The sequence below is a fragment of the Thermoactinomyces sp. DSM 45891 genome, assembly GCF_900119485.1.
Classification (GTDB): Bacteria; Bacillota; Bacilli; order Thermoactinomycetales; family Thermoactinomycetaceae; genus Baia.
The window spans coordinates 594152-607171 of sequence record NZ_FPJZ01000001.1 but is presented as its reverse complement, the minus strand read 5'-3'; the positions used below and the strand labels follow the sequence as shown (position 1 = coordinate 607171).

Here is a 13020-nt window from a genome sequence, read left to right as displayed (position 1 = left end):
ATATATTATAGGCGTATATTCATTTGGTCAAGTAGTATTTTTCCGTGATACGAATTTGTTTATGTAAAAAAACAAGAAGCGTCTCAACGGTGCATGAGACGCTTCCTAGATATAAAGGCTATACTTTTATAGCTTCTCCTACTTTAGAGTCTGTGTGAGCAGTGTAGGAGTCCTGGTATTCGATTCTGTCAATGGTGCAATCTTTACCAATGATAATCTGCTTTCCTCTGACAATCTTAGCTTGTGTATTTTCGAGTTCGATATAATCGCCTTCGATACATTCTACTTTTAGGTCAGATTGTAACCAAGGAAGGAATTTATTCCATTTATTACCTTTTTTAATAATGATTTTCTCCCCGCCGATTTCCTTGGCCGCGCTACTTCCGTATAAACTAATATCAATTTGGTCCGCATTTAATAATCCATCAATTTGAAACTGAGCCTTTCCTGTAAATGAATCCGTATTACAGTCACCATCTAGTTTTAGGGAGCCGTAGATGTGAATGGATTCACTTGTTAGATTTTTCTTGCCGGCCACTTCTCCATGGATTCGCAACTGAGGTACTTGTAAGTCACCCCATGCTTTGACGAGTCCATTTACTTGGGCCTTTTTAGCGGATAAATCCCTTTTGGTTACCAGTCTTCCATTTACGGTCATCGATTCGGTAGTGATATCTCCGAGACCTTCCATGTGACCATTCACAGTTAACTGGATTGTATCTAAATCTTCATTGATCGTACCCTGTCCAGCAATTTTTACTTCTTGATATCTTCCTCCGTCAACGGTTGCCACCCCATTAATGGATAAACGTGATTTTCGTTCCGTATTCATGAGATCCCTCCGTGCGTAAGTAATGGTTGTTTAAATCGTTCTTGTAACTCATCTAAAGACAAATTCAGGATGACCTTACTAGCGGAATCAAAGTGAACTTCATCATGTTGATGGAGCAAGATAGCAGTAGCTACGCCTAACTTACGGGATACAAGAAGGACATATGGCTTATGAATGAAGTTTTCTTCCTGATCACGTAACAAAGTTAGAACCAATTTCGCTTCTTCTAATGAACAAGAACCAGAAGATAATATCTCTTCAATCACAAATAGTGTAAAAGCTTGTGGATATGAGAGAGTATCTACATTGGTTAATTCAAGCTGGCAGAGATCCTGAGTTGCCTGTGAGATCATTTCCTTTGATCGTAAGTGAGACAAGGATATATTTTTAAACTGAGGTTCTTCATCTATTTTTTTTGTAAAAAGCTGTGCCAAGTTATCTAAAGAGAGATCGTCTTTATGTTGTTTGATCTTTTCAATTCGCTCTAGGATTTTCTCTTTTGGGAAAAATGTTTCTTGCCCAGTAAAGGTAGATTTACGTATAAACCATTCTTCCGGTATGAGTTGCTTTCGTTTCCACCGATAAAGTTGTCCGTACGAGATATCGGCATCTTGAAGTAAGTCTTTCTTAGAAATTAGCTCTTGATCCATTCGATTCCCCTCCCAAAAACAATGTAACATAACATTGTTACGTTATGCAAGTTTTTTTGAGATGTTCCTGAGCTCTTCTTGGACAATCATATGTGTAGTTCTTAATAAACATTTACAATTCCATAATAATGAATCAAAAGTGGCTTGTTAGGATTTGCTTGTGAAATAATTAATCCTTTTAGGAGGCTCATCCATGAGTTTGAAGAAACTAGGCTTGACTTTGGTTGCGGTGGCATTAACTGCTTCCAGCTTGACTGGTTGTGGTCAGGGAGATAGTAAAGATGCAGGTGCAACAAAAGCATCAGGTAGTATCAAGATAGATGGATCAAGTACAGTGTTTCCGATTACGGAAGCAGTGGCTGAAGAGTTTCAAAAAGCGAATCCAAATGTAAAGGTAACCATTGGGGTATCCGGTACAGGTGGTGGTTTTAAGAAGTTTGCAGCGGGTGATCTTGATATTAGCAATGCATCACGAACGATTAAAGATGCAGAAAAGGCACAGGCTACTACGAATAAAGTGGATTATCTAGAGCTTCCGGTTGCTTATGATGGAATCTCACTAGTGGTAAACAAAGCGAACACATGGGTGGATAAATTAACAGTAGCTGAGTTGAAGAAAATTTGGGAGCCAGGCAGTAAGGTGAAGACATGGAAAGATGTTCGACCTAGCTGGCCAGCGGAACCGATTAAATTATATGGCCCTGGAACGGATTCGGGTACGTTTGAGTATTTTACCGAAGCGATCGTAGGGGAAGCGAAGAAGAGCAGAGCCGATTATAACCAGAGCGAAGACGATAATGTTTTAGTAACGGGAGTAAAAGGAGATAAAAATAGCTTGGGCTATTTTGGGTTTTCTTACTATGAGGAAAACGCGAAGGACTTAAAACTCGTTCCGATTGATTCAGGTGAGAAGACTGTAACACCTACTATGGAAACGATTAAAGATGGTTCTTATAAGCCTCTTTCTCGGCCATTATTTATCTACGTAAGTAAAAATTCACTCCAGAAACCAGAAGTGAAATCCTTTATTACTTACTACATGGAGAATGCAGAAGAGCTTACAAAAGCTGTCTATTATGTACCGCTAAAAAAGGAAGAATACCAAGCTGGATTGAGTAAAGTAAATTAATCAAAAAGCAAGGAAGAATGTGGCGTCAATCCTTGGCGTCACATTTCTATTCCTAAGGAGGTGGGTACGAAGATGAATGAAGCAGTGTTAAAGAATGCAAGGAATCGTTCGACTGGGAGTCAGTCGCAAAAAGAAATCTCAAGGATTGTCCAAAAGAAACGAATGAATCGAGAAGATTCGATCGTGAAGTCGATTTTATTCCTTTGTGCCATGGTTTCAGTCTTGACAACGATTGGGATTGTAGCTGTTTTGTTAGTGGAGACACTCTCCTTTTTTAAAGACGTTTCATTGTTCTCTTTCTTAACAGATACGAAATGGACCCCACTATTTAAACCAGAACACTTTGGAATCTTATCACTATTAAGTGGGTCTGTTCTGATTACGTTAGGTGCGTCACTTGTCGCGTTGCCGTTAGGTTTAATGACAGCCATATACCTGAGTGAATATGCGGACGATCGGGTTAGGAGAGTAATAAAGCCTATTTTAGAGGTATTAGCGGGAATCTCCACGATTGTCTATGGATATTTTGCTTTAACCTTTGTCACCCCGCTTTTTCGAATGATTTTTCCGGACATGGGTGTCTTTAATGCTCTGAGTGCTAGTATTGTGGTAGGTATCATGATTTTACCGATGGTGGCATCTCTTAGTGAAGATGCGATGGTGTCTGTTCCGAAATCATTGCGAAATGGAGCTTACGCGCTAGGAGCAACACGATTAGAGGTAGCGAGGAAGGTAGTGGTTCCTGCGGCATTCTCTGGGATTATCTCTTCCTTTGTCCTTGCGATCTCACGAGCGATTGGTGAGACGATGATTGTGACGATTGCGGCGGGTGCAACTCCGAAATTAACGATGAATCCGCTTGAAAGCGTGCAAACGATGACAGCATATATCGTCCAAGTGAGCCTAGGTGATATCCAACACGGCTCGATTGAATATAAGACTATTTTTGCGGTTGGGATGACATTATTTGTTTTAACCTTCCTCATTAATTTGATTGCCCAGTGGTTGAAGAGACGATTTAAGGAGGAGTATTGATGGATCAAGGGAAATGGAGAATTCGAAAAACAATGGATCATTTTGCAAAAATAACCTTCCTCTCCGCTACCTTATTTGGAATTGCTTTCTTAGGGGTACTCCTTTATCAGATCGTAGTGGATGGTGTAGGGTGGATAAGTTGGGACTTCTTTACTAATTTTTCTTCACGATTTCCATCCAAAGCAGGAGTGGCGGCGGCTTTGATCGGGAGCATCTGGATTGTCCTACTTACGGGCCCGATTGCTTTTTTTCTAGGAGTTGGGACGGCGCTTTATTTAGAGGAGTATACGAAAAAGAGTTGGTTTACACGTTTCATTCAAGTAAATATTCATAATCTCGCTGGAGTCCCATCGATTGTATACGGGATTTTAGGATTGGCTGTATTTGTCCAAGGCCTGATGCTGGGACAGGCTGTTCTTGCAGGAGTTTTTACCATGTCGTTACTGGTTTTGCCGATTATTGTCGTATCCTCACAAGAAGCGATTCGTAGTGTTCCACAACAGATGCGAAATGCTTCTTATGCACTAGGTGCATCTAAATGGCAGACGATTAGCCGTGTGGTAATCCCAACTGCATTGCCCAATATTTTAACAGGTGTCATTTTAGCTTTATCGCGTGCGATCGGTGAAACAGCACCCTTGATCGTAGTGGGAGCCCTTACTTTTGTTGCCTTTGTTCCAGCTTCTCCAATGGATCCATTTACCGTGTTACCTATCCAAATCTTTAACTGGACTTCTCGCCCACAAGATGATTTTAGAGCGATTGCGGCTGCTGGAATTATGGTTCTTTTAGTTGTCCTTCTCACAATGAACTTGCTAGCGGTTTACTTGCGAAATAAATATCAAAAGCGATACTAGGAGGTTTGTTTATGTCTATCATTCAAATCAAAAACGTTGATTTATATTATGATAAACATCATGCTTTGAAGAATATTACAGGTGAGATAAAAGAGCGCTCGATTACAGCCTTAATTGGTCCATCGGGTTGCGGCAAGTCTACCTTTTTACGAACGTTAAATCGAATGAATGACATGATTCAAGGGGTGCATATTGAGGGGGAAGTTTTAGTAGCGGATCAAAACATCTACCATGAGGATGTGAATGTGGAAAATCTGCGTAAAAACATCGGGATGGTTTTTCAACAGCCTAATCCCTTTCCAAAAAGTATTTATGATAATATCGCATTTGGTACGAGGATTCACGGGATGCGAGATCGGAAAGAACTAGATGAGGTTGTGGAACAAAGCCTGAGAGCAGCAGCCCTGTGGGAAGAGGTAAAGGATATTCTAAAAAAGCCAGCTTATGGATTATCAGGTGGGCAGCAGCAACGTCTTTGTATAGCTCGGGCTTTGGCAGTAAATCCACAAATTTTGCTTATGGACGAACCGACTTCAGCGCTCGATCCGATTTCAACAGCCAAGATTGAAGAGTTGATCGGAGAGTTACGTAAACAATACACGATTGTCATTGTAACGCACAATATGCAACAAGCGGCTAGAATTTCAGATGAAACAGCGTTTTTTTTACAAGGAGAAATAATCGAGTTTGATACGACGGAAAAAATATTTCATACTCCTTCTGATCAAAGGACAGAGGATTATATTGCAGGTCGTTTTGGATAAGAGAAATAAGGATTTGCTTGTCCCACAAAAGAGGAGGGCGAGCAAATCCTTTTTTTAAAAGACCTATTTAAAATAGATCTGAATATTCTACTCTAATGGTGGGTCACCGAAAGTGAACAACATGTCCATCAACTCCTATTGGTAAAATAGATGGTAGAATAGAATTTGACGAAAATCAGTGCTTGAATTGGCATGATTTGTCAAACAAATTCCTTCTTTGACATAAACAGCATTTTGTACAACTGGAAAATTTTATACTTACTGTTTACTTGTCTCTAATTGTACGGAGATTCGTAAGAATTTGTCAATATAAAATTGATATTTTTTTTTGTCATAATTTGCGCATACATTTGCTAGTTTCATCAGGATTCTTCGTTTATGCTTAGATAAGCCTTTATCTTCGGCTATTTTTAGAGCTTTTTCCCACCATTCAATTGCCTTAGGATATTTTTTTTGTACATATTGACATTCTCCGTATATGATAAGGGCCTCGACATAGTCCATTGCATCTGTTGTGTAAGAAGCAAGGGTGACCGCTCTTTTTAGAACTTCTTCGGCCTCTGTTATATTATTTCGCTTTAAATGGAGTAGGCCTAGCTTGGTATTGGCCACCACAATGGGCTGTTTTTTCTTTAATTTGCTTTCCAGTTGGAGCGAGCAACCATATGCATATTCTGCATCTGACCACATTCCTTTTTTCATCAGACCATCGCCGAGTACCGTCCATAGCTCACAAAGGCGATCATAGGCATAGTTGTATTTTGCCTTTTCAATCCCGACTAACGCACACTCAATAGCCTTATCGTAGTGTTCCATCCGGTTAAAGAGGCGGGCTCGTACCTCGTACAAATTTAACAATACCTCGCTACTGTCAATTTGCTCTTTCTGTTCCCATAATTCATTGATAATAACATAGGCTTCTTCTGTTACATTGAGTCGCTCTAAATAAATAGCTTTCGCAATTTGAAAGAAATGGATCATATGTGCCTTTTCACCGTTCGGATGAAAGCATTGTTCAGCTGCTATGGTATGCTGTAGCGCTTCTTCTACCTGATTATCAAGGTAGTGGGTTCTACCTAATGCATAATAGCAGATGGAAGCTAGGTTGGTAGAATGCAACTCTTTGTGTTGGTCCAGAAGAGCGATACACTGTTGGTAGTTTAACCGGGCGTAGTCCCATTTTTTCTTATACTCATAATATCTTCCACGTAGATAGGTAACATTACAGATTCGAGGGTCATCTTTGGTATACTTCAGCGTGCGAATTTCTTCCCAACTGAGTTCCGGATCGATCGTTCCTTTCATTTCGATGCCCATCATCACGATTTGATCGTTTAAATGTTGTTGTTGCTCTTGGCGTTCTTCTGTATGTAGGAGAGAATCAAAGCCGATTTCTAGTTTATCGCACAGATATTGCAGTTTTTCTTTTCCGATATGATGAGAGCCGCACTCAATTTTACTGATGGTCCCAGTGGAAATTAAGTCGTCTGCTAGATCTTCTTGTCGTAGACTCTTTTTTTTACGCGCCAAGCGGATCTGTTTGCCCAGCTCCGCGTGAATATAGATGTACTCTTTCATGTTCATTCCTCCCGAAAAAAATTTTTTGTCGTATTTTATGAATTTTATGTTCAAAAGGTTAAGCTTCATCTATTTGCTTCATTTTCACTCTGAAAGACTTTTTTAGGTGGTGTAAGAGTGAGGAAATGTTCCTAATCTATATTTCTTACAGAATTTTCATTATTGGTCAAAATAATTATACTATGGCATGATGGACTTGTCGCTACGAAAACTAACAAATTCTGAAAGGAGATCGAATTGTGGTAGAAGTGAAGATTAAAGGAAAAGCGAGTGAAGTAGAACCGATTTTGTATGGTTTGAAACGTTGGGCTCAAGTGGAGGTACTGAAAGCCGAATATGTCTACCCATCGATCCACAAGGATGAGGATGAAATGACACTCACGTGTTCTGTCGAAAATCCTGTCAATACAAGAGCAAGAAGACTGAAGATGCATTTGGGTAATGGCCAAGAAGTAGAGTTTACGTTCCTTGATTTTATGCAAGTTGACCTTGATGATGGAATTCACATTTATTCAGGAAGATTCTACGATATTTTTGCTTAAACCATGATTTACACAAAAAGAAAGAAACTGAAGAACTGAAAATACCTTTGGAAAACCCGCTATACATTTTTCATTTTATTCTGAGTTTTAATGCCGGAATGTGAATTTCTTGGACGTGAGAGTCGGTTTTCCAAGTTACAATAAATATGAACAAAGCCAACTTCCATGTGAGCATGAGTAGTTGGCTTTGTTTAGCTACATTAGGCATGAAGTGAGCACAGAACCCAACCACGGACACTATTAATGAGCCAGATTTGGGTAGCGTTAGTTAAATCATCTTTATGCAAGACTTTTTCTAGTACTCTTTTTGTTTGGATCAGTTGTTGACGGAAAGTGCCGCTTAAGAGACCGGATGAGATAGGGGGTGTATAATGAATGCCATCGATCTCAAGGACGAGATTTCCGGTCGTGAATTCGGTTAACTCACCTTGCTCATTCCATAGAAGTACATCATATAAATCTGATTTTGTTTGTTTATGTAACTCATAGATCGATCTCTCGGTTGTCTTGTGATAGAGGTAGGGATGGTTGCGAGAAATGGGGGTAGTAGCCAGTCCGATGGATTGTGATTCTGAGGTGGGCTGGATCGGTTCCCCTGTAATCTCCCAGTGACCGAGATGATCTAAGGTAACTTTAACTTTCCAGTGATCATGGGGATGCTGAAGAGCAAACTTTGCTAAATTGGATTGATAGACCGATAGATCACACGGGAAACCGAAGGATTTAGCAGAACGAGCGATTCGTTGTTCATGTAAATCAGCTAGCCAATAGTGTCCTTCTTTTAATAAAATACTCTCTATTAATTGGAAGGAGGGAGTTGCTTTTTGGAGAATGGCCGTTTTCATAAGGACTTCTTCATACTCTTCTTCGGCAGTAGAATCCCACGTAATGCCCCCGCCGACCCCATAGGTAGCAAGTTGTGTTACTTGATCGATCAGAACTGTGCGAATGGGAACATTAAAGACTGCATCACCTTTAGGAGACCAAAATCCGATGGCTCCGCAGTATACATTTCGCGGGGTTTCTTCGATCGCATTGATAATTTGCATCGTCCTTCTTTTAGGCGCACCCGTGATCGAGCCACATGGGAATAAGGCTTGGAAAATCTCTAGTGGTGTAGCCTCTTTTTCTAGTTTGGCAGTAATGGTTGATGTCATTTGAAACAAGGTTGGATACGTTTCAATGGAAAATAACTCCGGGACCTGAACCGTACCTTGCAGAGCCACTTTTCCGAGGTCGTTACGAAGAAGATCAACAATCATGACATTCTCTGCTCTGTTTTTCTCAGAATTCGCGAGCCATTCTTTGTTTAGGCGATCTTCCTCTGGCGTGCTTCCTCTAGCCATGGTTCCTTTCATCGGCCTTGTTGTGATCGTAGATTGATCAATTCGAAAGAACAACTCTGGAGATGCGGAGAGAACTTGAAAACGGCCCGTATCGATATAAGATGTATAAGATGCTTGCTGGACATCTGTTAGCTGTCGATAGAAAGCAAGTGGGTCTTGATTGTTCCATGGACTTTCTACTCGAAGGGTATAGTTGACTTGATAAGTATTGCCCTTCGCAATCTCCTCTTTAATGGTTTTAATCCCTTGTTGATACTGCTCTTTTGAAATGGTAGATTCCCAAGAAAGATGGCAAACTGGATGGAGCGGTCGATGTAAGAAATCTCCTACCGCGGGCTTGTCGTATACACCGAACCATAAATAAGGAACTTGACTTGTATCGTTGATATCACTTGATACAAAGACGGCCCCAGCTTCATAGGAAAGCCAGCCTGCTACATAAAAACCTGCTTGCAAATATTCCTGAAGCTGATGGAGAGCCGGAATCATTTCTTCTAATGAATAGGCGGTTACGATGTGAGCAGGATGTAAAAATGTTAGGGGTTTGCTTTTTCCGTTTATATCGGGAAATTCAAATAGTAGTTGTGGGGATGAATGCGTCACGATGGGTCACACCTTACATTTATTATGAGAATAGATATTTTTATTTGTTAGGGATGAGTATATCACAAAATGGAGTGTTGATTTATTTGAGTAGGAGTGTTGAATGTGGCCGTGTGTGAGGCTTATTTGTATACATTTCATTGCTTCTTCCTGTGAGATCTTACATTGGAATTTTTTTTGTGCTACAGTAGATGCATTCAAGGGACGCCTGTGTTAGGGATGTCCGTGCATTCTATGTCTTATATTTACGAGAGGAATCATAGGGGATATGAAGAAAAAAAAGGTGCTGTTTACGGGTGGTGGAACGGCAGGGCATGTTACGGTCAATCTAGCCCTAATTCCGAAGTTTCAAGAAGACCAGTGGGAAGTTTCGTATATTGGTTCTTATGATGGGATTGAGCGGGAGTTAATTGGAAAGTTAGAGAATGTTCCGTACGAGCCTGTGACAACAGGGAAGCTTCGCCGTTATTTTGATTTGAAAAACATAAAAGATCCGTTTAAAGTGTTGCAAGGGATTTGGGAGGCGTACCGTAAGATACGAAAGCTTAAGCCAGATGTTATTTTTTCAAAAGGTGGGTTTGTTTCGGTTCCAGTTGTACTCGGGGGTTGGATGAATCGCGTGCCGATACTGATCCATGAATCTGATTTAACACCGGGACTAGCAAATAAGATCGCAATGCCGTTTGCGAATAAAGTTTGTACCACGTTTGCAGAGACGATGAAACATATTAAAGGAAATAAGGGTGAGTATTTAGGGGCAGTTGTACGAGAGGAATTATTTAGTGGGGATCGCAAAAGAGGCCTGATTTTATGCGATTTCGTGTCGAGTAAACCTGTCTTGCTAGTGATGGGTGGAAGCATGGGTTCCCAAAAGATCAACCAAGTGGTCAGGGAGAATCTGGATGCATTATTACCAACGTATCAGATTGTACATATTACTGGGAAAGGCGCCATGGATCAATCATTATTAAGGAAGCCTGGATACCGGCAGTTTGAATATGTGAGCTGGGAATTGCCTGATTTGATTGCTATGGCCGATCTGGTTGTCTCCCGTGCTGGATCTAATTCTATTTTTGAATTTGCGTCTTTACATAAACCCATGCTTTTGATTCCGTTATCGCGTGCGGCCAGTCGTGGAGATCAGATTTTGAATGCAAGTTTATTCGAAAAGCAAGGGATTGCTGAGGTGTTAATGGAAGAAGATTTAGCGAATGAATCATTTTTGGATGCTATCACGAGTACTTGGGTGAAACGGGATCAACTGATTGAAAATATGAAAGCGCAAAAGTTAACCTGTACCGCTCGAGAAGTGGCTGAGATGATTCAATCGTTTGCTAAGTAGGAGTTCATTAATAAGTAGTAAGAAGGGGAAGGTACTTTCATGCGGATGGGGAGACAGTTTCGTTTTCTTTTTATTGTCGCCATAATGATGGTTGCGCTAGTTGGTTGTGTGGATGCGGATCTTCATGCCACTGTTAACCGTGACGGGACAGGAACATTTCAGCTTAAGATGATGACAACGGATCAACAAGTATGGAATAAATTGAAGGAATCGATAGGGTCTGGGGGAGATGGCCCATTTAAAGAGCTAGAGAAGAAAGGCTATCAGAAACAAATAACGGAAAAAGATGGCCAATATGGCTTTATTTTTACCAAGAAGATTCAAGATATAGCGAATCCAAAAGAGTGGGCTTTAATGGAAGAGGGAGCTACTTCCACGGAGGGTGTAAAGTTTGTGAAAGAAAAGGGCTTCTTGTTTACTACCTATCAGTTAAACAAGCAGGAAATGGGGACAGCATTAAGTAATGCTGGAGATCTTGCTGGGATGATAAATTCCAGGTTTAAGTTAACGTTGCCTGTAAAGCCAGATTCTCATAACGCGGATCGCGTCGAAGATGATGGGACGTTAGTATGGGACTTAAAAAATAAAAAATCGATCCAAGTACACGTTTCGGTAATCAATATGTGGGTTATCGTGGCACTGGGCCTAATGGGGATTGCTCTGATAGTGGGAATGATCTTTTTATTTATAAAGAAGCGAAAAAAACGTTCAAGTCAAGATCCTCCCGCATGGGGACTGGGATCAGACCCTTTACATCCAACTACGATGCAACCAAATGAGGAGAGACATAATTGAAACATCAACTATCAGAGGTAATCGAACTGCCTGCCTTTCATTGGAGAGAAACAGATGCAGTGGAGCGTGTGAGTGACTGGATTTTTTCTCGCAAGAACGAAGATTGGATAAGCATTTCCCAAGCACAAAATTGGGATGTTACGTTGCTAGGAGTTCCTCTATCAAGATCTTCCATCAGTGCGTCAGCTGCGAGTGAGCATCCAGAAGCATTTCGTAGAATGTGGAAGTATTTTGTTCCATATCATGTGGATTATGATCTTGATTTAACCCCTCTTCGCATAGTAGATGTGGGAGATGTGATTCAGCATACTACTGATATCGGGATCAATCATCAGCGGATTGAAGAGGCCATGATGTTGCTCCGAAAGCAGTTCCCGCAGACGTTTCCGATTACGATTGGAGGAGATCACTCCATCACAGCTCCACTCGTGAAAGGGTGGAAACGGGCACATCCGGGTGAAAGAATAGGGATGTTGCAATTAGATACCCACTTTGATCTTCGGCCCCTAACAAGTGGACCTAGTAACGGCACAGTAATCCGTAATTTAATTGAAAGCCAGGCGATAAAGGGCTCAGATGTGTGGAATATAGGCTTACATGGATTTTATAATACGAAGTCACTGCGAGACTATGCCCAGTTAAAAGGAGTACACTACATTCCGCTACGAGAAGCACGAATGGCAGGGATGGTGGAAACCATTCAGCGTGCATGTAAGCAAATGGAACAAGAAGTGGATACGATTTATTTAACGGTCGATATGGATGTCTTAGATATAGCATATGCACCAGGCGTTGCGGCGGCAACAGTGGGAGGTATGAGGACAGAAGAACTATTCTCTGCTATCTATGAAGCAAGCCAACATCCGTTAGTGAAAGCAATGGATATCGTATGTGTGGACCCAAGAAAAGATGTTGCTGAGATGACGGTGAGGGCAACGGTTCATACGATGATGACTTTTTTAAGTGGATTTTGTATGCGAAAGAAGCAAGAGAGATTGTAGAAAGTTTTTTTAAAAAATTCCTTGTGAGCTGGGCATCTATCCCAGTCCTTATGCACCTTAGTCACATAACATGAATGTGATTAAACATAGGGGAGGATATGTCCATGGAAAATAATTATGATGTAAAACGCGAACCATACAGACCTATGCCAGTACCTAAGAAGCCGATGGAGCAGCCATCCGGTTATAGCCGGATGGAGTTGGTAGAACCATACCTATATGAGGCTTTAAGATGTTTGTGTGGACGAAAAGTGTGTGTCACAACAACTTGCGGAAAATATAGAGGCCAATTGCTAAAAGTAAAACGGGATCACCTTGTGATTTGCGAGGGCCAATGTGTCTGCTACATTCGTCTGCAAACAGTTTGCATGATTATGCCTGAGCCGAAATGCTAGTCACCGTTTGATTCTTAAAAAATCTCAGTCTCTAAAGCAAGAGCTTCCCTAACTTATAGGGGAGCTTTTGCTTTTGGAACTGAAATCTCTCGTAAGTAGAGTAATCTTTTGTTAAAATAGTCGTAGCTCTTGCAACCATCAAGGACCTACA

Annotated in this window: 13 protein-coding genes; 9 read left to right on the top strand and 4 right to left on the bottom strand. The window is 40.9% G+C overall.

Features of this window, described 5'->3' with window-relative positions; translation table 11 throughout:
• Nucleotides 1-118: 118 nt before the first annotated feature.
• A complete protein-coding gene (locus tag BT147_RS03050; protein ID WP_072330755.1) occupies nt 119-832 on the bottom strand; it encodes a hypothetical protein in 714 nt (237 codons plus the stop codon).
• Nucleotides 829-1482, bottom strand: a complete 654-nt coding sequence (locus BT147_RS03045) for a DUF4004 family protein (RefSeq protein ID WP_072330753.1) — start codon at nt 1480-1482, stop codon at nt 829-831. The genes BT147_RS03050 and BT147_RS03045 overlap by 4 nt, the downstream gene beginning before the upstream one ends.
• 193 nt (nt 1483-1675) lie before the next feature.
• On the opposite strand from BT147_RS03045, the gene BT147_RS03040 reads away from it, so the two are divergent.
• The 4 genes from BT147_RS03040 (at nt 1676) to pstB (ending at nt 5267) form a co-directional block, all read left to right on the top strand.
• Nucleotides 1676-2611, top strand: coding sequence for a PstS family phosphate ABC transporter substrate-binding protein (locus BT147_RS03040; RefSeq protein ID WP_072330751.1), 936 nt, complete (start codon nt 1676-1678; stop codon nt 2609-2611).
• Between the two features lie 162 nt (nt 2612-2773).
• Nucleotides 2774-3646: a phosphate ABC transporter permease subunit PstC gene (pstC, locus tag BT147_RS03035; protein ID WP_286118983.1), complete on the top strand. Its 873-nt coding sequence runs from the start codon at nt 2774-2776 to the stop codon at nt 3644-3646.
• Nucleotides 3646-4503 (top strand): phosphate ABC transporter permease PstA, encoded by an 858-nt coding sequence (gene pstA / locus BT147_RS03030; RefSeq protein ID WP_072330746.1) that lies wholly within the window; start codon nt 3646-3648, stop codon nt 4501-4503. Before pstC ends, pstA begins: the two co-directional genes overlap by 1 nt.
• An 11-nt stretch (nt 4504-4514) precedes the next feature.
• Nucleotides 4515-5267, top strand: coding sequence for a phosphate ABC transporter ATP-binding protein PstB (pstB, locus tag BT147_RS03025; protein WP_072330744.1), 753 nt, complete (start codon nt 4515-4517; stop codon nt 5265-5267).
• Between the two features lie 258 nt (nt 5268-5525).
• Here the strand turns inward: pstB and BT147_RS03020 are convergent, their stop codons facing one another.
• A complete protein-coding gene (locus BT147_RS03020) occupies nt 5526-6845 on the bottom strand; it encodes a tetratricopeptide repeat protein (RefSeq protein WP_072330742.1) in 1320 nt (439 codons plus the stop codon).
• Nucleotides 6846-7084: 239 nt separating this feature from the next.
• On the opposite strand from BT147_RS03020, the gene BT147_RS03015 reads away from it, so the two are divergent.
• Complete coding sequence (locus tag BT147_RS03015) at nt 7085-7387, top strand: hypothetical protein (protein ID WP_072330740.1); 303 nt, start codon at nt 7085-7087, stop codon at nt 7385-7387.
• 200 nt (nt 7388-7587) lie between these two features.
• On the opposite strand, the gene pabB is transcribed toward BT147_RS03015, so the two are convergent.
• The gene (gene pabB / locus BT147_RS03010; protein ID WP_072330738.1) at nt 7588-9336 is read right to left on the bottom strand and encodes an aminodeoxychorismate synthase component I; all 1749 of its coding nucleotides are present in this window, start codon (nt 9334-9336) and stop codon (nt 7588-7590) included.
• Nucleotides 9337-9604: 268 nt separating this feature from the next.
• On the opposite strand from pabB, the gene murG reads away from it, so the two are divergent.
• The 4 genes from murG (at nt 9605) to BT147_RS02990 (ending at nt 12869) form a co-directional block, all read left to right on the top strand.
• A complete protein-coding gene (murG, locus tag BT147_RS03005; RefSeq protein WP_072330736.1) occupies nt 9605-10678 on the top strand; it encodes an undecaprenyldiphospho-muramoylpentapeptide beta-N-acetylglucosaminyltransferase in 1074 nt (357 codons plus the stop codon).
• A 39-nt stretch (nt 10679-10717) separates the two neighbouring features.
• Nucleotides 10718-11473 carry a hypothetical protein gene (locus tag BT147_RS03000; RefSeq protein ID WP_072330734.1) on the top strand — a complete coding sequence of 252 codons (756 nt, stop codon included), beginning with the start codon at nt 10718-10720 and terminating at the stop codon, nt 11471-11473.
• Nucleotides 11470-12474, top strand: coding sequence for an agmatinase family protein (locus BT147_RS02995; protein ID WP_072330732.1), 1005 nt, complete (start codon nt 11470-11472; stop codon nt 12472-12474). Before BT147_RS03000 ends, BT147_RS02995 begins: the two co-directional genes overlap by 4 nt.
• 104 nt (nt 12475-12578) lie before the next feature.
• Nucleotides 12579-12869 (top strand): DUF2642 domain-containing protein, encoded by a 291-nt coding sequence (locus BT147_RS02990; protein WP_177239646.1) that lies wholly within the window; start codon nt 12579-12581, stop codon nt 12867-12869.
• The last annotated feature ends 151 nt before the right edge of the window (nt 12870-13020 follow it).